The organism is Kurthia sp. ISK08 (genome assembly GCF_046159805.1).
GTDB lineage: Bacteria > Bacillota > Bacilli > Bacillales_A > Planococcaceae > Kurthia > Kurthia gibsonii.
Map to the genome: position 1 here is coordinate 450,484 of NZ_JBJXHL010000001.1, position 23,750 is coordinate 474,233.

Sequence of the window (23,750 nt, forward strand, 5' to 3'; positions counted from 1 at the left end):
TGGTTTTTCTAGGATAGAACAAGATATAGCTGGATAAAGCAAGGTTAAACTAGGAGGATGATTTGAATGATTGAGTCAATTTACAGGGATTTAGCAGAGGATGTTATAGTACAGTACACATCCTTATTACAAGATTGGACCCCGCAAGAGGCAACAATTGCCATTGCTGTAGAAAATAACTACGTTTATTATGCACCTCAACAAGTCGATATTCAAATTTCAATCGGACAATCCATTGCACCAACGAGTATTGCACAGCTCGTTTATGAAAGCGGTCGCAAAGTGGAACAAACGATTGATAATCCTTATGGAAGTGGGAGCTATCATGGCATTGGTTATCCTATTACCGTGCGCGAGAAAAAGGGCGTGCTTCTCATCGTTCTACCAAGTCGAAAGAAAGAAAAACCACTTTACTTTATTACAGGTCGAAATGAAGACGAATGGCAGCCAATTCCAATCGAAGACGTTTCATTCTTTGAAAGCTTAAATAAGAAAAATTGGTGTTACCAGCAAAATGAACTATTTCAAATTTCATTAACGATGAAAGATTTAGCGAATCGCCTACCTGAATATTTTATTCGTATTCATCGATCGTACATTATCAATATTCGAAATATCTCAAAAATCACACGTGACTTTGCCTCGAACTTATTAATTGTTATGAAAGATGGAAAACAATTACCTGTCTCACAGTCTTATGTAACGGATTTAAGAAAGGCTTTAGAATTTTAAATATATTAATAGGAAGTTATTTAAATGAACTTGAATAAAAAGAGCTAGCCATAACGCTAATTGTATTTGAAATAGCGTTGTGACTAGCTTTTCTAATTTATATAGAAAGAAGATACTTTTTTATAAAAATGACTTGAAATATCAACGTATTTTTGTAATAATGGATATCGTTTGAGTAAACTTGAAGTTTACTTTAACAATACTTTCAAATCTGTAAGTTTACCAAAAGTAAACTTGATCGAGGAGAATATTTATGCAAATCGGCAAAAAAATTAAACGATTACGTTTAAGGAAGGAACTCACACAAGAGGAACTAGGTGAACGTACCGATTTAACAAAAGGCTATATTTCACAATTAGAGCGTGACCTCAACTCCCCTTCCATTGAAACTTTATTCAATTTATTAGAAGTTCTTGGTTCTACACCAAAAGAATTTTTCGACGATGAAACCGATGATCAAAAAGTTGTTTATACAACTGAAGACCAAACCGTCTATACAGACGAAGAAAAAAAATACAAACTTCAGTGGTTAATCCCCACATCAAATGAAAAAGAAATTGAACCTGTCATCCTAACCTTCGAGGAAAAAGGGGAGTTCAAACAATTTGAACCTTCCCCGTCTGAAACCTTTATCTATGTATTAGAGGGACGTGTCCGTATCGTATTAGGAACAGAGGAATTTATTGCTACTGCAGGTGATTCTGTTTATTATGAAGCAATTGACTCACATCAAATCTTAAATGCATTTGCAGGGAGAACTCAACTACTGTTAGTCGCAACAGAATCTTATTTGTAGCTTAGGAGGCCTAGTACATCATGTCAGAAAATATTATTATCTCGTTTAACAACGTGTCAAAGTCGTACAGCGACGGTACACAGGTGTTAAAGGGCGTCAACTTTGAACTTGAAAGAGGAAAATTCTACACTTTACTTGGACCATCAGGTTGTGGTAAAACGACGATTTTACGTTTAATCGCTGGTTTTATGGAACCATCACAAGGTGAAATTTTATTTAATGGAAAGAACATTAATAAAGTGCCTGCTAATGAACGCCAAGTAAATACGGTCTTTCAAGACTATGCACTATTTCCACATTTAAATGTTTTTGAGAATGTTGCTTTTGGTTTACGTATTCAAAAGGTAAATAACGCTGAAATTACACGCCGCGTTGAAGAAGCATTAAAATTCGTCAACCTTGCAGGGTACGGTAAACGCGAAATTCAAGAGATGTCAGGGGGTCAACGTCAACGTGTTGCGATTGCACGCGCGATTGTTAATGATCCTGAAATTATCTTATTAGATGAACCACTATCTGCTCTTGATTTAAAGCTTCGTACTGAGATGCAATACGAATTACGCGAATTACAACAACGTTTAGGCAAGACATTCATCTTTGTAACACATGACCAAGAGGAAGCACTTGCGATGAGTGATGAAATCTTTGTTTTAAATGAAGGAAATATTCAACAAAGCGGGACACCAGTTGATATTTATGATGAACCAATTAATCGCTTTGTAGCTGACTTTATCGGCGAATCAAATATTATTTCTGGCATCATGGTACGCGATTTTGTTGTTAATATGAACGGTCAAGAATTTGAATGTGTTGACCAAGGTTTAAACCCAAATGAAAAAGTAGATGTGGTTATTCGTCCGGAAGATTTAGAATTAACAACTGTCGAACAAGGAAAACTTGTTGTAACAGTCGATTCGCAATTATTCCGCGGCGTACACTATGAACTTTCTACATTTGATGAAGCTGGTAATGAATGGCTTGTTCATTCACTGAAAAAAGCCGATGTTGGTGCAAAAATCGGTTTAGATTTCGATCCAGAATCAATTCACATCATGCGTTTAAATGAATCTGAAGAAGATTTCGATAAACGTTTAGAATCATACGGAGATGACCACGATGAAAAATAAGGGCGGAGTTTTCTCTCTTATCCCTTACTATGCATGGGTTGTACTATTCGTTGTCGCACCAATCTTACTCGTACTGTACTACTCAATGCTCGATTTAGATGGTCATTTTACACTTGAAAACTATAAAAACTTCTTTACGAGTGTCTATTTTGAGATGACATTAAGTTCGTTCTGGTATGCGTTCTTAATTACTTTATTCTCATTACTCGTTTCATACCCTGCTGCTTATTTAATTACAAAATTAAAACATAAACAGTTATGGTTAATCTTAATTATTATCCCTTCATGGGTGAACTTATTATTAAAAACATATGCATTCATTGGTATTTTTGGTAACAAAGGTCCGATTAATGCTTTCTTAGCTGCAATTGGTATTGGTGAACAGCAAATTCTATTCACGAATTTCAGTTTCATCTTTGTATCTGTTTATATCTTTATTCCATTTATGATTTTACCTATTTTTAATGCACTGGATAAATTAAATCCTGCACTAATTGATGCTGCACGTGACTTAGGTGCTTCACGCATTACAACATTCCGTCGCGTCATTATTCCATTAACAATGAATGGTATTAAAGCAGGTGTGCAAGCTGTATTTATCCCAGCGCTATCACTATTCATGATTACTCGCTTAATCGCAGGTAACAAAGTCATTACACTTGGTACAGCGATTGAACAACAATTCTTAGTTGCGCAAAACTGGGGAATGGGTTCAACCATTGCTGTATTCCTAATCATCGTTATGTTTATCATCATGTTCCTAACAGGTTCTAAAGAGAAGGGAGAGACACAAAATGGAAAGACTAAGTAAAGGTTCTAAAGTCTATTTAGCACTTGTCATGGTCGTTTTATACGCACCCATCTTTTTCCTAATCTTCTACTCTTTCAACAGTGGTGGTTCGATGGTAAACTTCAAATCATTCACATTGGAACATTATAAAGCGGTTTTTGAAGATGATCGTCTACTCATTATTTTAATGAATACAATCATTGTAGCTTTACTCTCAGCACTCATTTCGACATTCATCGGAACACTTGGTGCAATCGGTATTTCATCCATGCGTAATCGTAAATTACGTAATACAGTCTTATCAATGAATAATGTATTAATCGTAAGCCCTGACGTTATTATCGGTGCTTCATTCTTAATTCTCTTTACAATTGTGGGTGTGAAACTCGGCTTTATGTCGGTAGTATTAAGTCATATTGCCTTTAGTATTCCAATCGTTGTTATTATGGTATTACCAAAACTACAAGAGATGAGCAGTTCATTAATTGATGCTGCACGTGATTTAGGTGCTTCACAACGTGATATTTTAACGCGTGTCATCATTCCATTTATTAAACCAGGTATTTTTGCTGGTTTCTTCATGGCTTTAACTTACTCATTAGATGATTTCGCTGTTACGTTCTTCGTTACGGGTAATGGTTTCAGTACATTATCTGTTGAGATTTATTCAATGGCACGTGCTGGTGTATCACTAACAGTTAATGCGATTTCAGGTTTAGTATTCTTTGTCACAATTATTCTTGTACTTGGCTATCACTTTATTACGACACGTAAAAAAACGGGGGTGCGTAATTAATGAAATCACTTATACGCATTAGTATTGCCCTACTCGCTGTTTGCGGTATCTTATTCTATGCGGTACATTCGCTGAGCCAATCATCTGGTGTATCAGGCAAAAAAGTTTTAACAGTTTATAACTGGGGCGAATATATCGACCCTGCCCTACTTAAAAAGTTTGAAAAAGAGACAGGTATTCACGTCGTTTATGAAACATTCGATTCAAATGAAGCGATGATGACAAAGATTGAACAAGGCGGAACAAACTACGATATCGCCGTTCCATCTGAATACACAATCGAACAAATGAAAGAAAAAAATCTATTATTACCTGTTAATCATAAAGACATTCCGAATTTAAAAAATATTGATAAAGACTTTTTAGATTTACCATTCGATCCAAAAAACCAATATTCAATTCCTTATTTCTGGGGAACAGTTGGGATTGTTTATAACCCTAAATTATTAGGCGACAAATATAAATTCGAACGTTGGGATGATTTATGGGATCCTTCTTTAAAAGGTAAAGTAGTCTTAGTAGATAGTGCGCGTGAAGTGCTTGGTATGGGATTGAACAGTATGGGTAAGTCACTGAACTCAACAGATTCAAAAGAGTTAAATGCTGCAACAGACAAGCTAATTAAGATGGGACCGAACGTCAAAGCAATTATCGGTGATGAAGTAACACAGCTGATGATTAATGAAGATGCGATGGTCGCGCTAACATGGTCTGGACAAGCAGCAGATATGATGTATGAGAACGAAGATTTAACATACACAGTGCCAAGCGAAGGTTCAAACTTATGGTTTGATAATATGGTCATTCCAAAAACGTCTAAAAACGTAGAGGGCGCACATAAATTCATTAACTTCATGTTAGAACCTGAAAATGCAGCCCAAAATGCAGATTATGTCGGTTACTCAACACCAAATAAAGCGGCTCTTTCTCTGCTTGATGAAGAAGTAGTAAACGACGAACGTTACTACCCTTCGAAAGAAACACGCGAAAACTTACATGTTTATAAAAACCTTGGCCTTGAAAAAATCGGGGAATACAATGAATTATTCCTGAAATTTAAAATGGCAATTAATGAATAAATGGACTGTAGATGAATTCGTTTCATCTACAGTTTTTTTGATGTTTCAACATGGTTGTTCTCCTTATAAAAAGGAATACTACAAGTAAGGTTGTTTCAGTCAAAAGAAGTAGATTTTTTTCATTGCGATTCTATACTATAGCCGTTATTATTTAGCTATACGAAATACTCAACAAAGGAGCCTTTTATGGAAAAGAAAGTAAAATTAGCACTCGCACTCTTAATGTTCAACATGTTTATTTCCATGAGTGGTATCGGATTAATTATTCCCATCATGCCACATTATTTACAAGGCTTTGGAGGACAAGGCGCTGTACTTGGTTTTTTAATCGCCAGTATCGCACTTGCACAATTCATCTTCTCTCCACTCGCTGGATCTCTCTCTGACCGTTTTGGTCGAAAAAAACTCATCGTAATCGGGCTACTGATTAATGGTACGTTCATGACTTTATTCGGTGTCGCGAGCCATCTTTACGAACTCTATATCTTCCGCTTTTTAACAGGTGTGGGTTCTGCCTTCATCACACCACCCATCATGGCATATGTAGCAGACATTACAACTGGGAAACAACGTGGGAAAGCGATGGGACTAATTGGCGCAGCTATTTCGCTTGGTTTTACAATTGGACCCGGTCTAGGTGGTTTATTGTCCAATATTAATTTACACTTCCCATTCTATTTCGCTGGTGCTGCAGCTATTTTAGCAGGTATTTTAACGATGTTCTTGCTTCCTGCAACAAAACCAGTCGTAGCAAAAGGTGCGAAAAGTACAGGTAGTGGTAATATTTTAAAAGACATGAAAACTTCTTTCACTACACCTTATTTTGTTCTACTATTAGTTGTTTTCATCTTCACATTTGGTATCGCAAACTTCCAATCTTCTATGTCACTATTTTTAACGTATAAATTTGACTTCACACCGAATCAAATTGCCATTGTCTTAACTGTTGGTGGCTTCATCGGTGTTATTGTTCAGGGACTATTATTAGACAAGCTGTTCAAACGTTTTGGTGAGATGCGCATTATTCTGTTCAGTCTCGTTATCGCATCAATCTTTACAGTTTGTATGATTTACATTAGTGGATTCTTCCTTATCCTAGTTGTTGCAACAATTTTCCAAACAGCGGCTATTCTTATTCGTCCAGCAGTCAATACACTCATTTCCTATGCTGCTGGGAAAGAACAAGGTTTTGCTTCTGGTATGAACAACTCCTATATGTCTCTTGGGAATATGATTGGACCCGCAATTGCAGGTACATTATTCGATATTAATATGTCGATTCCATTCATCGTAGGTGGTGCCGTTCTCATGATTTGCTTCGTGATCACCTATGTATGGCAAAAGCGAAATCCCATTCAAAGACCTGTACATCAACAACCGAATATCGACTTGGATACAAAAGCATAAACAAAAAAGAATCGCGTAACTTATCACGCGATTCTTTTTTCGTACTTATATTGTGTTGTGTAAATCAAGATGCACGCCTTGAAGACTTCATAACTTTTTTACGTTCTTTTAATAAATCAATGAGATCTTCTCGATTCATGAGTGTCACATGACAAGCAGTAGCTAATTGCTTTGCGGCCTGTGTGTAATAATTATTCGTAATCACCCATGCTTCATTTGCTTCATAAAAAGCCTGTGCTGCATAAATTTCTTGTACTGCTTTTAAACCAACTTTATCTTGATAACGCTTTGCTTGAATCACAATTTTCCCTTCATCATGTTGTAACATGACATCTGCCCCAAAATCATTAGAGCGCTGCGTTGCAACTGCTTTGTAACCTAAGTCTTCAAATACATGTGCTAAAAAGTCCTCAAAAACATATCCGTCCATTTCATCGACATCACGAATTTGTGTCGTCTGCATTAATCGTTCATAGGATTTTCTTCTTTTTCTTTCTTGAATAAAGCGAATCAATATCGAAAGGAATAAAAGAATCCCAACCGCGATGGCACCCCATACGATATATTCAATTAATTGGTTCATCTGTGTACTCCTTTATTTACGTAATCTGTTTTATCATACAGAAAGTAGCAAAAGAGAACAAGTGTTTTATTTATTTCAAGTGGAATTGTCGAAGAAATCCTTCTACAAATAAAATATTTTGTTCGATGAGATTTTCATCGGGTGATATTTTCGCATGGTGTAGTCCATAAGGGGTATTCGCCCCAGCCCAAAACATCGCGCCCGGAATCTCTTTTAAAAAGAAACCAAAGTCCTCCCCAGTCATCGCTGGTGGGCATTCGTACGCTGTCATACCTTCTACAGAATCTGCATATTGAAGAAGCGATGTCGCACAGTGTGCATCATTGTACACTTGATAATACATTGAACCATAGTCAATCGTCACATCACATTCAAATGCAAGGGCAGTAGCCTCACACAATGTTTGAATACGTTTTTTTATTTGCGCCATACTCTTAGCTGTTACTGTACGGATTGTTCCTTCCAAACGTGCAGCATCTGAAATAACGTTTTGTACGGTGCCAGAAGTCATTTTACCAACTGTAATAACAGAACCTTCTAATGGATTGATATTACGACTGACAATCGTCTGTAGTTGCATAATAAGCGATGCAGCTGCAACAGTCATATCTTTTGTATGGTGCGGAAATGCTGCGTGTCCACCTAGTCCTTTTAAATCAATAAAAAGTTCAGATGTATTTGCAAATAACATACCAGGTCGTGTTGCAACAGTTCCAACAGGATACTCTGGTGCGATGTGACATGCAAACATATAATCCGGAAGTAGCTCTGGATGTTCTGCCTTCACCCACTCTAACATAGGCTCTGCGCCTCCAGGGCCTTCTTCAGCAGGTTGGAAGTATAATAATATCGTATGTTCTGGTTGAACATCCGCAAATCGTTTCGCAAGCCCTAGCGCAATCGTCATATGGAAGTCATGTCCACATGCATGCATGAAACCCTCATGTTCAGAAGCGTATGATAAATTAGTTTGTTCTTGAACAGGCAAACCATCTAAATCTGTTCTCCATCCTAATTGCAAACGAGGATTAATACCTTCAATAACTAAAATAAAACCCGTTCGCCATTTTATGATACGCATATAGGGCTTTATAAACGATGTAATTGTATCGAGTAAATATTGTTGCGTCTTAAACTCTTGAAAACCAATCTCCGGAATTCTATGTAAATCCCTTCGAACTTCAATAAAAGACTTCACACCATTCACCTCTTATATTTTTCTTAAATCTTGCATAATTTCTGTTTTTGATTTTGTTTTTTCATCAATTTTTTTAATTTCACGTGCTGGAATACCTGCAACTACTGTATAAGGTTCAACATCTTTTGTTACGACAGCACCTGCTGCAATTACTGCACCTTCTCCTACTCGTACTCCTTCTAGAAGAACTGCATTTGCACCAATCATTACATTATTTTCAACTACTACAGGGTCAGCACTTGGGGGTTCAATCACACCTGCTAAAACGGCACCTGCTCCAATATGGCAATCTTCTCCCACTGTTGCACGACCACCCAATACAACATTCATATCAATCATCGTACGTGCGCCAATTTCCGCACCAATATTAATAACACTACCCATCATGATTACTGCGTTATCACCAATTGTAACTTGATCTCGAATAAGTGCGCCTGGTTCGATACGTGCATTAATCGCTTTTGTATCTAATAAAGGCACAGCTGAGTTACGTCGGTCTTGCTCGATTACGTAATCTTCAATCTGTGCCTCATGTGCGTTGATTGCTTGTTCAATTTGTGACCAGTCACCAAATACAACTACGGAATTACCTTCACCAAATACTTTACTATCTGTACCAAAGTCTAATGAAGACACATTTGTACCTTTTACATAAACTTTAACTGGTGTTGTTTTTTTGGCATTTGCTAAGTAAGCGATAATTTCTTGTGCGTTTAACTTTTTCATTGTGCATTTCCTCCTATTGAAAAAAAGATGCACTAATTGTAACCGATTATTCAAAAAATTTCACTTATTTTTTGAATAATCATACAAACATTCTGCATGTTGTTGCACAATTTCAACAAAAGCTGCTACTTGACGGAGCTCAAAACTCGAATCATATCCAATCAACCATGTATCACGTGTTAGTGCAAATTTTTCATCATCACTGACGAGGTTGATTCGATTGACATCTTCTTCGCCTGTCAATGTAATAGATGGTAAAATCGCATAGCCAATACCATTCAATGCCATCTGCTTACACGTTTCGATTTGGTCAACTGTGATTTGATGCTTTGGACTTGAAGAAAATTGTCGTTGCCACCATTGTTGAATTTCTTGATAATAATTCGAATCACTTTTGAATTGAATAAAAGGTCGTTCAGTCTCAAATACCTCATCCAGTGATTTAATTTCTTTATCTACTAAGTACATTGTATCTCTAAATAAATGTGTTTTTCGGCCTTTCCAATCAGAATGCCCACGTACAATCCCAATATGTGCTTCACCATCATATAGCGCTTTGACAATTTCAGATGACCAGCCTGTCATGAGCGAAATTTTCGCATCTGGATATTTTTGTACGAACTCTTTTAATACTTGTGGCAACCATGTGTGACCAACAATTGAAGCACATGCAATTTTCAATGTTCCATGTACTTTTTGTGTTAACGACTGTAGTTGTTCATACACTTCTTCTCGTCTAGTAGCCATCTCATTCGCATATTGAATAACAAGTTCACCAGACGGGGTAGGTGTTAAACCTTTTTGTGAACGTAAAAAAAGCTGCGTTCCCCAATCTTTTTCAATTGATTGTAAGCGTTGTGAAAGTGCTGGTTGCGATAAAAATAGGCGTTCTGCTGCTTTTCTCATATTTCCTTCTTCAGCTAAAATCTTTAAAATTTGTGCTTCAGATGTTGTCATGCGAACACCTCCATATACGTATTCAAAATGTATGTAGTTCAAAATAATAAAAGGACCTGTCTCATCCGTTCTCTTAAGACAGTTCCTTTTAATTCAGCCAAAATGATTATGATTTTGGTTGATATACATATTTTTTTAACTGTTTTAAAATTACACGACGTGTCATAATCCCAACAAATGTACCTTCATCATCAATTACACACAAGAAGGCATGATTAATTACTAAATCTAAAGCTCGCTTAAAATTATCATTAATATTCAATGTAGCAATGTCTCGATCCATAATCTCTGTGACATTCGACACTTCTAAATTTTCATATTCAATTCGTTCTAAGCCTAAGACTGAATCCATGATCATACGAATACTAATTAGACCATGAAAACGATAGCTTGAGTCGAGTACAGGAATCGAAGAATATCCTGTTTTTGTTAATACTAATAAAGCATGCTCTGCATTATTACCAATTTGAACGTGCGCTACTTTCTCAGCTGGTATAATAAAATCATGAATTGGCATTTCGAGCAATTCTTTGCTGTTCGTGGAAATCATAGAATTCTACTCCTTTTCTATTTAAAAAATAGAGTACTTCACCTCTTTTTATCATAACATAAAATGAATTGAGAATACTATGCATAACTCGAAAATACTCAACATGACAAGGATGTAAGCGGTATCAACCTTTTAAAATGGATGTGAGTTTAACCACTGTCCACCATCTAGTGTCACACATTCACCATTCATATACGCGGCTTTGTCCGATAAAATAAATGCCGCTAAATCTGCAATTTCTTCTGGTTGCCCTAAGCGATGAAGTGGTACAGACTGTAATGTACGTTTAGCTGCTTCTTCCGATTCCCATAATTTCTCTGCTCCTCCTGTTCGGTCGATCGGACCAGGTGCAATAGCATTCACACGAATACCATAAGCACTTCCCCATTCAACTGCTAATGTGCGTGTTAAAGACAGTACCCCTGCTTTTGCAGCTGCTGAATGGACAACACCAGCTCCTGCTTGCCAAGCGTAAGTTGCCACCATATTTAAAATGGCTCCTTTAATTTGATGTTCAATCCAATACTTCCCTACAGCTTGAGAACAATAAAAAGTTCCATTTAAAACAATATCAATGACAGATTTCCAACCATTTGGAGATAAGTCTTCTGCACGTACAATAAAATTTCCAGCTGCATTATTTACAAGTCGTGTGATGGTACCAAATTTATCATGAACATATTTCACCATTGCATCTACATGCTCTACTACACGAACGTCCATTTGAAATACTGCAATTTCTCCCATTGCTGTTTGCTGTAGTTCGCGCTGTGCAGCATATAATCTTTCTTGATCACGTCCTGTAATCACTACATGTGCACCTTGCTCGGCAAAATTCTTCGCCATGTATTTCCCCATCCCATTTGATCCGCCTGTAACAATAATTACCTGACCTGCTAACATATTATTTTCCCCCTTCTGATTTAAAAGTGAATAACCATTCATTTTTACTTATTTTAACATATCATATACTTTTCACACAAAGAAAAAGCGTATGATAAGAGGAATCTCCTTCTTTCATACGCTTTTTTTCTATTCTTCATCACTTAATACTTTATTAGCATCTCGCTCTTGAATTAACTGACTGTCAATAATCTCCGTTTTTTCATCTATCTTTTTGTAACGATATTGTCCATCAGCTTCTAATACACGTGCCTTACTATTATCTTGCAATTGGAGTTTTACCACGTGCATAATCCGCTTTTTAATCCCTGTATCAAATATTGGGAACAGAATTTCAACACGCTTAATCATATTACGTGTCATCATATCTGCTGAAGATAAATAGATTTTATTTTCACCATTATGATGGAACCAATAAATACGAGAATGTTCTAAGAAACGTCCTACAATACTAATCACTGTAATATTTTCACTTACACCTTTAATTCCTGGTTGTAAGCAGCAAATACCACGAATGATGAGATGTACTTGAACACCTGCAATTGACGCTTCATACATTTTCATAATTAAATCTTTATCGGTTAATGAATTCATCTTTGCGTAGATGCGTCCATTTCCATGTTTTTTATGATATTCAATTTCTAAATCAATCAAACGAATGAATTCTTCTCGAATATCGAATGGTGATACGACCAAATGATGATAATGTGGTTTTTCTGTATAACCACTTAAATAGTTAAAGAAGTTTGTCGCATCAATACCAAGTTTTTTCTTCGTCGTAATAATTCCCATATCCGTGTAGATTTTAGCTGTTGCATCATTGTAATTACCTGTACCTAAATGAATAAAACGTTCAATTCGTCCTTGACGTTTTCGAACAACGAGTGTTATTTTCGAATGTGTTTTTAAATTATGCATACCATAAATAACTAAACATCCTGCTTGTTCTAATTGTTTCGCCCAAAGTACGTTATTTTCTTCATCAAAGCGCGCTTTTAACTCAACTAATACAGTCACTTGCTTACCATTCTCAGCGGCTAACTTTAATGCTTGGATGACAGGTGAATTGCCACTTACACGATACAATGTTTGTTTAATAGCTAACACATTTGGGTCTTTTGCTGCCTCTGTTACGAAATCAACGATTGGTGAAAACGATTCGTATGGATGATGGAAAAATAAATCTTGCTTTAATGCTTTTTCAAAAATATTATCGTCTGAACTTACATCCTGTGGTGGTTGTGGGATAAAACTTTCATATTGTAAATCTTCTCGTAAATCACCCACTACTTTACAAAACGAAAATAGATACGTTAAATCTAAAGGTCCCTTAATATTAAAAACTTGTGCATCCCAGTCATCCAATTCGCGTATTAAGAATTGTAATACATTCTCTTGCATTTCTCCTTTGCGCACTTCAACACGAGAAACACTTCCCCACTTACGCTTTTTTAATTCTTTTTCGATTTCCGTCAATAGGTCGCGTGCACCTTCTTCGTGAATCGTCAAATCAGCATTACGTGTTAGCCGGAATGATTGCACAGATTGTACTTTAAACCCTTTAAATAAAATATCAATATTGTGCATAATCACTTCTTCAATTAAGATAACCTCCATTTTACCATTGCGTTTTGGTAAACAGATAAAACGATCCAGCACTGCAGGCACCTGAACAATTGCTACTTTTTTCTGCTGTTCTTTTCCGCCATGTTGATCTTCTAACATAACAAGTAAATTATGTGTTTTGCTTAGTAAAGTTGGGAATGGTCGATATGCATCTACTGCAATGGGTGTTAATACTGGGAAAATAATTTCTTCAAAGTATTCTTTTACATAGCTCAACTGTTCTTCGTCTAAATCTTTCATCTCATGAATAAAAACTTTCTCTTTTGGTAATAGTTCTTTTGTTAGTTGATGATAGACTTCCATTTGACGATCGACTAACTCTTTTGTTTTTTGTTCAATTGCTGCTAACTGTTCTTTCGGTGTCAATCCAGCTTTGTTTTCTGGTTTATTAAAACCTGCGCGTACTTGATCTTGTAATCCCGCTACACGCACCATATAGAATTCATCGAGATTTGAACTAAAAATAGCGATAAAACGTAAACGTTCAAGTAACGGATTACGTTCGTCTTCCGCCTCTTGTAGTACCCGCTCGTTAAACGCAAGCCAGCTCAATTCACGATTGTTATAATATTCTGGTGAAGCAATTTTTTTATACTGTTCTTCTGTCATCTAAAATCCCTCCTACACAAAATGTAAAACAACATCTTTTTTGACGATACGTTCAAAATGCTTTTTTTGCTTATTTCCTTGATATTTTTCTGCTAATGGATAACCTCTAGTTTGAATTTCTAAATCTAATACCTCAGGTGTTTCTTCATTAATTTCAATAACAATATCTGTAACAATGCTTCTTTTAGAGGCATCGAGTGCATAAATTAGCTTTAATAAAGCGCCTAAACGAATGAGCATTTGCACTTCTTCTTTTGTAAACCAGTCTTCAAACGGTTTTAAATACGTATAAAAAGAGTCTTTATTTTTATACGACGCAAGCAATGCTAAACGAACTCGTTCTTTATGATTAAGTCCATTAATTGAGCGGTTTGATAATAAATAGAAGGTATGCTGACTTGCTGCATCTTGTTCTAAATATTCACCAATCATATAAACTTTCGCACCTTGATTTAAGATATAAATTTCTTCTTCAGAATAATCCCATAATTCATGACGACATAATTCTCGATACATAAGTTCAGCAATACGCGCATGATGTAAAATTTGATTTTCTGACTTTCCAAACTCTGATGCTAAGTATCGAGCATTCGAACGAAAGACATCTGTACGGTCAAATGCTAAAGGATATTCTTTTAAAATGTCTGAAATAACAATTCCTTCTCGTAAACCTTTTCGACTTAGTTGGAATTTTTGACTATCGACAACATGCATAAGCGCACGGAATACTTCTGCTACTGGTCCAATAATATCAGCTCGATCTGCCGATAATTCATCCATCTTTTTTAACTCGTTATATGTTAACGATGAAATCTCATCATTAATCTCATTAAAATCAGCTAACGACATACGATATTGGTGAACACCTGTTAGGGGATAGTTCTTACGACTTTGATCCATTTTCGCCATACTTCTCGCACTTCCACTAATGCCGACAACAGGTACTTTTAAATCGTTCAACCATGTCACTTCTTTGAATTGTTGTTTTGCAAAATGATACACTTCATCATGTTCTCTTTTCGTCATTGTATCGCTTTGCATAAACTGTCTTTTTAACGAAACCGAACCGAATGGTAAACTAATCGCATGTTTTAATTCTTTTTGTTCATAGTACGTAATTTCTGTACTACCCCCACCTATATCAATCGTGACTGCTGAAGGTGTAGAAATCGTATTGGCAACTGCAAAATAGCCATAATACGCTTCATCTTGTTCAGATAGTAACTCGATTTGTATCCCTGTTTCCTCGTACATCTTTTTTATAATTTCTTGATTATTTTTAGACTGACGCAAAGAAGCAGTAGCAACCGCGCGATAATGTTCAATTCCGTAATCTATAAGCATTTCTTTAAAAGAATGTAGTAAATTCAGTAACTTTTGAATTCCTTGTTCATTCAAATAACCTTCTTCTGTAATGTCATTTCGTAATCGCGCTACAGATTTGATGTTCATTAATTCTTTTAAACCACTTATTTTGGAATATTGATAAATAACAAGGCGAATGGTGTTCGATCCAATATCAATTACAGCTCTTTTTCGTTTTGTCATATGAAGCACATCCTTTTATTTTTTCGTTTCCTCTATACTTATAGATTAATAGTTGGTATGATAACTTATATTTATTATAAATTTTAATGGTCAGAATATTCCACCAATATCATGATGAATTCATTTTATTTGAAAGAAAGGTGACAATATATGGTTGAAAAATATAATACAATGCAAATTGCTCAAGCCATTTTCACCATTAATAAACATGCTAAAACAGCACCCGATAATCGTTTTTTATATATGCTAAAAAAACAAGCAATTCAAAAACTAATCGAACAAAAACAAGCAAAGAAGATTGGACTTCACTTTGTGGAACGTCCACGCAATAGCCAACAACAATCTTCTGTATTAATTGCATGTGGGGATTACTACTTCCATACTTTACCCGAAAAAGATGACTTTAAAGAACTTCCTCATTTAGGACATTTAGATCGTACATACCGAAATCCACCTTGCCGTATGAGTTTAAAGCAGGCAAAAAGTATATTGATTCTTTTTACGGATATGAAAATAGAAAATCCAAAGCCGACCATACCAGCTAAAAAGAAAAATAATTTACATGTGCATCGTACAAGTTACTTTTATGGTCATTAAAAAAGCAGACTGTTCCTACGTTTATTCATCTACTAAGATGTATGTTTCGTAAGAATTGTCCGCTTTTCTTTAATTAGAGTACAAATTGATCAACAAATTGAATTAGTTCTGCAATTTCAGGTTTACTAATTTGTGCATTCGCACCTACTCGTTCCCCTTTATGCTTCAAGTCGTCTGTAATTAAACTTGAGAAAATAATAACAGGTACATGCGCTAATTTAGCATTTTCTTTGATTTTCTTCGTTAAATGATGACCATCCATTTGAGGCATTTCAATATCTGTTACAACGAGCTGAATTGTATCTTCAATATTTCCTGCTTCAGATGTTGCTTCTAAAAATGCATAGGCATCTTTACCATTTTCAAAGAATTCTAAATTTACGTATCCAGCTTCATGCATCGTATCATTTAATAGTTTACGAAGTAATGGTGAATCTTCAGCAATTAGAATGCGTTTTTCTGAGCGATTGCGCTCACCTAACTTTTTAACCGAATTCACATTAATACCTGTTTCAGGATTAATTTCTAAAATGATTCGTTCAAAGTCGAGTAGTAATAGCATTGCATCATCACGTTTGATCACACCAATGACTTGTGAGGTACCATTTTGATACATATCTGATGGCTTCTCGATATGTTCCCATGAAATACGGTGAATCATTGAAACATTGTCGACATGGAATACTACACGCTGTTTATTAAATTCAGCGACGATATATTTATGCTGATTGCTGCGCTCAGAGTGCGTTAGACCCAGTACACGCTTCATATCAACAACTGGTAGCACTTCCCCACGCAATTGAATAATTCCTTCTACATATTCATGTGCATGTGGAATGAATGTGACAGGTATTGGCTGAATAATCTCTTTTACTTTAATTACATTGATTCCAAATTTATTTGAACCGACCTCAAACTCAACAATTTCCAGTTCATTTGTACCACTTTCTAATAAAATTCCTTTTGAGTTCATGCTTTTTCGTCCTCCATATGCGTTAATATTAAAACCATTGTACCATATCGAACGATAGTCAAATAGACTTGAATTAGACAGTTTTAAGTTTTTTCATATGGATAATTAGACCAATAAGCGTCATAACCACTAATGATAATAAAGCAATCCTACTGGCAACAGCACCTTGAGAACGTAGCATAAAGGTAATGGAACCATAGATGGCTGGTCCAATAATAGAAGAAACTTTTCCTGAGAATGCAAATAAGCCGAAAAATTGACCTTGTTTTTCTTTTGGTGATAGTTCAATAATATACGTTCGTGACGTCACCCAAATCGCACCGAGAGAGATACCAAAAAGACTACCTGCAATCCAAAACATCCATTGTTCTGTTGCGGCGGCTGCGATGACTAATGCAATAACCATTAAGAGAGCAACATACGTCACTGCTCGATTAGCACCTGATTTTTTTGTAATATATCCAAAGGCAAATGAACCGATAATTGCTGCGACTGTGGAAACTAAATAAAGTAGAATAAACTGCCCTGATGTGAATGCTAAAACTGCTGCAGCATATACTGCCATCATTGCAATCGTTGTAGCAAGTGCATCATTAATGAAAAAGTATGCAATCATAAATTTAAAGATTGTACGATGTTGGCGCATTTCTTTAAATGTTTGAATGATTTCTTTATATCCTGTTAAAAAACGAACTTTTTTTCTATTTTCCTTTGGTATCGGTTGATCACGATTAATAAAGAATAGCGGTAATGAAAATAATAAGTATAAAATAGCTGTTGGAATAAAGGCACGTGCATAGTTGCCATCATTCACAAGTAAGTACACGAGTAGACCGAAGATGGTGCCAAGATAACCGACTGCAACACCAAAACCAGAGATAAGCGGCATATCTTCCGATTTTCCTAAGTCGGGCATCATTGCATCATAAAAAACAAGACTCGAATTATAAAAGAATTTTGCAATGACAAAACAGATGACGACAATAAATAGGCTTAGCGGAACGCCACCAATCGTCGATTGTAAATTCATTTCACCAAAAATCCCCATCATAAATGTAAAGAAGATGGATGTAGAGGCGAACCAGACAATGACTTTTTTCTTATAGCCCGTTTGGTCAATCCATACGCCAAACAGTGGTGAAAAAATAACGAGTAATAAACTCGCTACTGCGTTTGCATATGAGATAAAAGTACTTGCTAGTTGCTGTTTTTCTTCATTCGTTCCTAACACTTCATCCATATAAAAAGGGAAAAATACAGTGTTAATATTCGATGAAAAAATGGTATTTGCAAAGTCATACAGAGCCCATGAAATAATGGGTAATGAAGCATAAATCGCCCATGAAGAGCTTCTTTTACGTTGTTTTGCTTCGATACTCTCCGCCTCCTCTTTCATATTATTTCATAATGTTTCATATTTTTGTTTATTTATGTCTATTATTTACAATATATTCACATTTTATTTACAAAAAAATGAACACCTAACAAATGGAGTTCATTTTTTTGATTTTCTTCCTATATAGTATTCTTTAATTATTCATCAGTTTTTTTCTCTTTCGCCATGAATAGACGAACCACCATACAGAACAGGCTATATAGTAACAAAACATGGAGAGCATCGCTGTTTCTACATGAACCCATTGCTCATTAAATTGCGTGTAGATGATGAAACTTCCTACATATAGGAGAGGGATTACAATAAATAACACTGCAAATCCCATAAGAGATGGTGTTGAGTTACTTTTTTTCATTTTCTTCTCCGAAGTTTTTCTACGATTTGTAGTATTTGATAATAGCCTGTGTTCCTTTTTCTTGAAGTCCTTGCTCTGCCAATTCATCATACATTTTCTTCGCTAGTTGTAAACCTGGTAGTTGTAAATCCATTTGCTCGGCTTCTTCTAAAGCAATACGCATATCTTTTAAAAAGTGCTTAATATAAAAACCTGGCTCTAGATCGCCTTTAATCATGCGCGGTGCCAAGTTACTTAGAGACCATGAACCTGCTGCTCCTGCTGAAATAGATTGAAGCACTGTATCTAAATCTAATCCTGCACGTTTACCATATACAAGCGATTCTGCTACACCAATCATATTTGTCGCAATGGCAATTTGATTACACATCTTCGTATGTTGTCCTGCTCCTGCTAAACCTTGATAGACGACATTTTGACCGAATACTTCGAAAATTGAGAGCGCACGTTCAAATGCTTCTTTTTTTCCACCAACCATAATAGATAATGTACCGTTCTTCGCACCGACGTCTCCACCAGATACGGGCGCATCAAGTGCGTCAATATGACGTTCTGCTGCAAATGTTGCAATCTTTTTAGCAAGTGTTGGTTGAGAAGTAGTTAAGTCAATCACGAGTGTCCCTTCTTTTGCTGTTTTAAAAATTCCTGCATCACCGAAGTAAACTTCTTCTACATCAATCGGATCGCCAACCATCGTGAATACAACTTCTGCATTTTTTGTAGCATCTGCAGCTGTTTTATGCCAAACAGCACCTTCTTCGATTAAAGTTTGTGCTTTTGAAGCTGTTCTTGTAAAGATGTGGACTGCATAACCTGCTTGTAATAAGTGATGTACGATACTTGCGCCCATTACACCCGTACCAATAAAAGCTACATTTTTCTTTGTCATATTTGAACATCCTTTCACCTTTGATTTCTTTAGTATACCGAATCTAAGCAAAAAAAAATAGCAGATAGAGTTATCTGCTAAAGAAAGGGGGAAATGAGATTGTTGCTGTGTTCTTAAATATAGTTCCACCCTTTTGAATATTTTAAACCCACATTTTTAAAATTTCTTCATTAATGGATATCATAATCAATTGATTTAATTTTCATTTCGTACTCTGTGCCTACTTGTTGGAGCTGATAAAGATTAAGTAGATCATCTAGTTTTCGACTTAAACGAATTGTTTCTGCATTCAAAAAACCTTTTTCCAGTCCACATTGAATCATTTTTTCGCGTGTTTGTTCTAACTTTTTTAATACTACTTCCGACATTATCTTCACTCCACCTCTCGTAACCACGTTCATTATTATACTAGTATTCCCAACTTTTCGGAAATGAAATTTTCGACACCATTCGACATTTTAACTTCTTTCTTTTTCTAAATATTCATAGACGACTTTTCCACCTTGTTGCGCTATCCCTCGAAAACGCTTAAAATCTTCTCTTTCTACGATTAATTCTCTAAATTCATAAAAATCATTTTTACTGACTTCTATTTTCTTTATTTCACCATTAACTAATTTATTTATCATTTCTGGCATATTTTCCATTGTAAAAACTTCCTTTTTTAAATTTTTTTTATTTCTTAGTAAATTATTTTACATTTCGAGCCTTTTCATGCAAAATGTAAGTAATTAGAAATTGAAGGGAATGTTGCATAATGAAAATCGCAGATATCGGCAATATCATCGAATTCCACGACGGTTTAAGAGGACGAGTTGAAAAAGTAAACGAGAACTCTGTTATAGTAGATTTAACGATTATGGAAAACTTTCGCCACCTTGATTTAGAAGAAAAAACAGTAATTAATCATAAACGCTACAAAATTGTAAACTCAGGTGTTCCGCTTTAATGAACTACATGATACACTAAAGCCGTTCTTTTTAACATGAAGAATGGTTTTTTTATTTGGAGGTGATTAGATGATACAACGTGCAGACAAAACGACACTTTCGCTTTTTGCCCTTATTGTATTAATCATTATGATTATTTCTTTTCAGTATACACCCATTTTTTGGTTTAGTTATACTAATTTGCTTGGAATTGGAATTATTTTTGCTTTTTTCTTTGGCAATCTGATGAACAAACAATCTTTACTTCGCTCACTATTCATTGGGATTCCGATTGGTGTAATTGGCTATTTTACTGCAATAAGTATTTATAACATACTCTCATACATTTCACCAGTTGCTTTTCAAAATGTGAAGGAGCTACTTGAAATCTATTCTCCTACTGCCATCTGGCAATATGCTGCATTACTTATTGTCATTGTTTTAGGGGAAGAAATGATTTGGCGTGTATATTTACAGCAAGAATTAAAAAAGATGGTCTCAAAAAAATGGGCTGTTCTGATATCAGCAATTCATTTTGGATTACCTTTACTCATTTGTGGTTTTTATATAGGAGCCATTGCGGCATTCTTATCGGGTATTATTTTCGGAGGATTATATGAATGGCTGAAAAGTTTACCGATAGTTTTCATTGCACATATAACAATGGTAATCTTCCTTTTCCTTTTATTCCCACTCACTTAATTTCTTTAAACATTATTTAAAATAAAAAGCTGAGAGTCTATTCTTATGACTCATCAGCTTTTTATGATTAATAAGATAAATCTTTAATCGACAATCCTAATTTTTTCAATAGTTGAATCGCTTGTTCTTTTTCCTCGCTTGATAAGCCATTCGTCAACTCATGTAGCTGCTGTTCATGGCGTGGGAATAATTCTGCCATGAATACTTCGCCCTCACTTGTAATGTCTGCATATGTAATGCGACGATCGGATGGACAAGCAGTTCGTGTAATGTAGCCACGCTTCTCTAACTTGTCGACAACATATGTAATTGAGCCACTTGCAAGTAAAATTTTCTGTCCAATCACTTGGAGTGGTTGACGTCCTTTATGATATAACAGCTCTAACACTGCGAATTCTGTCGGATTTAATTTATTCTCTTGAAAAAATTGATTCGTTACTTCGTTAATTGCCTTATGTGCGCGCGATAGCACAATATATAACTTTAAAGACTGCTTTATTTCCTCAGAAGCCATCGTCTCTCATCCTTTTCTTACATTTCATTTCATTCATTATATCTGTTTAGCGATTTGATTGTCAAAATACGATATTTTCACACAATTTATTTCTTAAAAGATTCATTTGTTGTATGACCTTTTCACTGTTACAATTAACATATTCTTTTTAGAAGGGGAGTTCTAATTGAATATTCTATTAGCAACATTGAATGCAAAGTACATTCATACTAACACCGCAATCCGCTATTTAAAAGCGTATGCACAGCCTGAGTTTGATCCTGCTCTTGCTGAATTTACAATTAAAGATCCATCGTTCAATATCGTATCTGATATTTTTCAAAAAAAACCTGACGTTGTCGGCTTCAGTTGTTACATTTGGAACATTGAAGAAACAATTCGTGTCATCCGTATGTTGCGTAAAGTGAGTCCACATACAAAAATTATTTTAGGTGGACCTGAAGTATCCTATGATGTTCATGACTGGTTACATCGCTTAGATGGACTTGTGGACTTCATTATTATGGGCGAAGGTGAACATTCCTTTAAACAGTTACTACATTATCTAAACGGTGACATTCCATTAGAAGATGTACCGGGTATTTGTTATTTACAAGATGGCAAAATGAAAATCCACGCACAGCCTCCAAAGATTGATTTACGTGAGCTACCAAGTATTTTCCGCTTTGAAGAAGACCGCGCAGAAATTCCAAAACGAATTGCTTATGTTGAGACATCTCGTGGCTGTCCTTTTAGCTGTCAATTTTGTCTTTCTTCTATTGAAGTAGGCGTTCGTTATTTTAATCGCGAAAAAATCAAAGACGATATTCGCTATTTAATGGACCAAGGCGTTCGTACGATTAAATTCGTTGACCGTACATTTAACATTAGTCGTAGTTATGCAATGGATATTTTCCAGTTCTTAATTGATGAACATCAACCAGGTGTTGTATTCCAGTTTGAGATTACAGCGGACATTATGCGCCCTGAAGTCATTCAATTCTTAAACGAAAATGCACCAGCTGGATTATTCCGTTTTGAGATTGGTGTACAATCGACGAATGATGAAACGAATGATTTAGTAAAACGTCGCCAAAACTTTGAAAAGTTAGCGCGTACTGTCACAATGGTAAAAGAAGGCGGAAAAATCGACCAACATTTAGATTTAATCGCTGGCTTACCTGAAGAAGATTACAATAGTTTCCGTAAAACATTCAATGATGTATTTGCGATGCGTCCTGAAGAATTACAACTTGGCTTCTTAAAGTTACTTCGTGGGACTGGTCTTCGTTTACAGGCTGAACAATACGGCTACGAATATGTCGATATGGCTCCATACGAAATCTTCGCGAATAATGTACTCGACTTCGATGATATTTTACGAATCAAACAGACCGAGGATATTTTAGAGAAGTATTGGAATGATCATCGTATGGATCGTACACTCGAATATTTAGTCACACATGTATTCGAAACACCATTCGACTTCTTCCAACAATTCGGTACGTATTGGGATGAACAGGGCTGGTCGAAAATCGGTCATCAGTTAGAAGATTTATTTAAACGTTTATTACAGTTCTTAGAATCACGTAATGAGCCGAAACTACCGATTGTGAAGCAAATTATGCAATATGATTATTTATCAACACAAAAATTCCAACCTCGTAAACCTTGGTGGGAACAAGCGATTGAAAAAGATGAATTAAAAATGATTTATGCGCAACTAAAAGAACGACCTGAAATTGCAGGAGATGCCTTTGTTGCACTCGGTTTAAATGAAAAGGAATTGTTTAAACATACCTTCATTTTGCCATTTAATATTTCAATCGATTCGCTTGAACAAGCACATGTAACAAAAGAAAAAGGCTACTTAGTAACAACATTTCAAAAAGATGGTACACCACTATTTTCTAAAGTTGTGAAAGATGCTATCCATTCAATGTAACAAAAAAAGACAATCCACAGTTTAATGTGTAGATTGTCTTTTTT

26 protein-coding genes are annotated in these 23,750 nt (G+C 35.6%); 11 read left to right on the plus strand and 15 right to left on the minus strand.

The features are described from left to right. Positions 1-66: 66 nt before the first annotated feature. The 7 genes from ACKVQX_RS02155 (at position 67) to ACKVQX_RS02185 (ending at position 6,727) form a co-directional block, all read left to right on the plus strand. Positions 67-732 (plus strand): LytTR family DNA-binding domain-containing protein, encoded by a 666-nt coding sequence (locus ACKVQX_RS02155; protein WP_068455231.1) that lies wholly within the window; start codon positions 67-69, stop codon positions 730-732. A gap of 253 nt (positions 733-985) precedes the next feature. After that, positions 986-1,528, plus strand: a complete 543-nt coding sequence (locus ACKVQX_RS02160) for a helix-turn-helix domain-containing protein (RefSeq protein WP_068455234.1) — start codon at positions 986-988, stop codon at positions 1,526-1,528. 20 nt (positions 1,529-1,548) lie between these two features. Continuing rightward, positions 1,549-2,655: an ABC transporter ATP-binding protein gene (locus ACKVQX_RS02165; RefSeq protein WP_068455237.1), complete on the plus strand. Its 1,107-nt coding sequence runs from the start codon at positions 1,549-1,551 to the stop codon at positions 2,653-2,655. Further along, on the plus strand, positions 2,645-3,466 hold the full coding sequence (locus ACKVQX_RS02170) for an ABC transporter permease (RefSeq protein ID WP_068455239.1): 822 nt from the start codon (positions 2,645-2,647) through the stop codon (positions 3,464-3,466). Before ACKVQX_RS02165 ends, ACKVQX_RS02170 begins: the two co-directional genes overlap by 11 nt. Beyond that, a complete protein-coding gene (locus tag ACKVQX_RS02175) occupies positions 3,450-4,241 on the plus strand; it encodes an ABC transporter permease (RefSeq protein ID WP_068455242.1) in 792 nt (263 codons plus the stop codon). The genes ACKVQX_RS02170 and ACKVQX_RS02175 overlap by 17 nt, the downstream gene beginning before the upstream one ends. Next, positions 4,241-5,320, plus strand: a complete 1,080-nt coding sequence (locus ACKVQX_RS02180; protein WP_068455244.1) for a PotD/PotF family extracellular solute-binding protein — start codon at positions 4,241-4,243, stop codon at positions 5,318-5,320. The genes ACKVQX_RS02175 and ACKVQX_RS02180 overlap by 1 nt, the downstream gene beginning before the upstream one ends. 186 nt (positions 5,321-5,506) lie before the next feature. After that, a complete protein-coding gene (locus tag ACKVQX_RS02185; RefSeq protein ID WP_068455247.1) occupies positions 5,507-6,727 on the plus strand; it encodes an MFS transporter in 1,221 nt (406 codons plus the stop codon). Between the two features lie 64 nt (positions 6,728-6,791). Here ACKVQX_RS02185 and ACKVQX_RS02190 read toward each other — a convergent pair whose 3' ends face one another. From ACKVQX_RS02190 to ACKVQX_RS02225, 8 genes are all read right to left on the minus strand, one after another. Then, positions 6,792-7,310, minus strand: a complete 519-nt coding sequence (locus tag ACKVQX_RS02190; RefSeq protein WP_068455249.1) for a restriction endonuclease — start codon at positions 7,308-7,310, stop codon at positions 6,792-6,794. Between the two features lie 70 nt (positions 7,311-7,380). Further along, complete coding sequence (locus ACKVQX_RS02195; RefSeq protein ID WP_368634221.1) at positions 7,381-8,508, minus strand: N-acetyldiaminopimelate deacetylase; 1,128 nt, start codon at positions 8,506-8,508, stop codon at positions 7,381-7,383. A gap of 12 nt (positions 8,509-8,520) precedes the next feature. Continuing rightward, on the minus strand, positions 8,521-9,234 hold the full coding sequence (dapD, locus tag ACKVQX_RS02200) for a 2,3,4,5-tetrahydropyridine-2,6-dicarboxylate N-acetyltransferase (protein ID WP_068455255.1): 714 nt from the start codon (positions 9,232-9,234) through the stop codon (positions 8,521-8,523). Between the two features lie 60 nt (positions 9,235-9,294). Beyond that, positions 9,295-10,191, minus strand: a complete 897-nt coding sequence (locus tag ACKVQX_RS02205) for a LysR family transcriptional regulator (RefSeq protein ID WP_068455258.1) — start codon at positions 10,189-10,191, stop codon at positions 9,295-9,297. Between the two features lie 106 nt (positions 10,192-10,297). After that, on the minus strand, positions 10,298-10,741 hold the full coding sequence (gene cbpB, locus ACKVQX_RS02210) for a cyclic-di-AMP-binding protein CbpB (protein ID WP_068455261.1): 444 nt from the start codon (positions 10,739-10,741) through the stop codon (positions 10,298-10,300). 132 nt (positions 10,742-10,873) lie between these two features. Beyond that, positions 10,874-11,644: a 2,4-dienoyl-CoA reductase gene (gene fadH / locus ACKVQX_RS02215; RefSeq protein WP_068455264.1), complete on the minus strand. Its 771-nt coding sequence runs from the start codon at positions 11,642-11,644 to the stop codon at positions 10,874-10,876. Between the two features lie 129 nt (positions 11,645-11,773). Further along, the gene (locus ACKVQX_RS02220) at positions 11,774-13,879 is read right to left on the minus strand and encodes an RNA degradosome polyphosphate kinase (protein ID WP_068455267.1); all 2,106 of its coding nucleotides are present in this window, start codon (positions 13,877-13,879) and stop codon (positions 11,774-11,776) included. A gap of 12 nt (positions 13,880-13,891) precedes the next feature. After that, a complete protein-coding gene (locus tag ACKVQX_RS02225) occupies positions 13,892-15,427 on the minus strand; it encodes a Ppx/GppA phosphatase family protein (RefSeq protein WP_068455270.1) in 1,536 nt (511 codons plus the stop codon). Positions 15,428-15,577: 150 nt separating this feature from the next. On the opposite strand from ACKVQX_RS02225, the gene ACKVQX_RS02230 reads away from it, so the two are divergent. Next, complete coding sequence (locus ACKVQX_RS02230; RefSeq protein ID WP_068455273.1) at positions 15,578-16,024, plus strand: YkyB family protein; 447 nt, start codon at positions 15,578-15,580, stop codon at positions 16,022-16,024. A 73-nt stretch (positions 16,025-16,097) separates the two neighbouring features. Here ACKVQX_RS02230 and ACKVQX_RS02235 read toward each other — a convergent pair whose 3' ends face one another. From ACKVQX_RS02235 to ACKVQX_RS02260, 6 genes are all read right to left on the minus strand, one after another. Further along, positions 16,098-16,997: a chemotaxis protein gene (locus ACKVQX_RS02235; protein ID WP_068455276.1), complete on the minus strand. Its 900-nt coding sequence runs from the start codon at positions 16,995-16,997 to the stop codon at positions 16,098-16,100. A 73-nt stretch (positions 16,998-17,070) separates the two neighbouring features. Beyond that, positions 17,071-18,393 (minus strand): MFS transporter, encoded by a 1,323-nt coding sequence (locus tag ACKVQX_RS02240; protein WP_068455279.1) that lies wholly within the window; start codon positions 18,391-18,393, stop codon positions 17,071-17,073. A gap of 133 nt (positions 18,394-18,526) precedes the next feature. Continuing rightward, on the minus strand, positions 18,527-18,748 hold the full coding sequence (locus ACKVQX_RS02245; protein WP_131004892.1) for a hypothetical protein: 222 nt from the start codon (positions 18,746-18,748) through the stop codon (positions 18,527-18,529). Between the two features lie 19 nt (positions 18,749-18,767). Further along, the gene (locus tag ACKVQX_RS02250) at positions 18,768-19,637 is read right to left on the minus strand and encodes an NAD(P)-dependent oxidoreductase (protein ID WP_068455282.1); all 870 of its coding nucleotides are present in this window, start codon (positions 19,635-19,637) and stop codon (positions 18,768-18,770) included. 170 nt (positions 19,638-19,807) lie between these two features. After that, complete coding sequence (locus tag ACKVQX_RS02255) at positions 19,808-20,005, minus strand: aspartyl-phosphate phosphatase Spo0E family protein (protein ID WP_068455285.1); 198 nt, start codon at positions 20,003-20,005, stop codon at positions 19,808-19,810. 90 nt (positions 20,006-20,095) lie between these two features. Next, on the minus strand, positions 20,096-20,284 hold the full coding sequence (locus ACKVQX_RS02260; protein ID WP_068455288.1) for a hypothetical protein: 189 nt from the start codon (positions 20,282-20,284) through the stop codon (positions 20,096-20,098). A gap of 110 nt (positions 20,285-20,394) precedes the next feature. Here ACKVQX_RS02260 and ACKVQX_RS02265 point away from each other — a divergent pair, with 110 nt between their 5' ends. Next, entirely contained in the window at positions 20,395-20,586 is a 192-nt protein-coding gene (locus ACKVQX_RS02265) for a DUF2187 family protein (RefSeq protein ID WP_068455291.1), read from the plus strand. A gap of 70 nt (positions 20,587-20,656) precedes the next feature. Next, positions 20,657-21,268, plus strand: a complete 612-nt coding sequence (locus ACKVQX_RS02270) for a CPBP family intramembrane glutamic endopeptidase (RefSeq protein ID WP_068455294.1) — start codon at positions 20,657-20,659, stop codon at positions 21,266-21,268. A 67-nt stretch (positions 21,269-21,335) separates the two neighbouring features. On the opposite strand, the gene ACKVQX_RS02275 is transcribed toward ACKVQX_RS02270, so the two are convergent. Next, the gene (locus tag ACKVQX_RS02275) at positions 21,336-21,782 is read right to left on the minus strand and encodes a MarR family winged helix-turn-helix transcriptional regulator (RefSeq protein ID WP_068455297.1); all 447 of its coding nucleotides are present in this window, start codon (positions 21,780-21,782) and stop codon (positions 21,336-21,338) included. Between the two features lie 166 nt (positions 21,783-21,948). Here ACKVQX_RS02275 and ACKVQX_RS02280 point away from each other — a divergent pair, with 166 nt between their 5' ends. Next, positions 21,949-23,706, plus strand: a complete 1,758-nt coding sequence (locus tag ACKVQX_RS02280; protein WP_068455300.1) for a B12-binding domain-containing radical SAM protein — start codon at positions 21,949-21,951, stop codon at positions 23,704-23,706. The last annotated feature ends 44 nt before the right edge of the window (positions 23,707-23,750 follow it).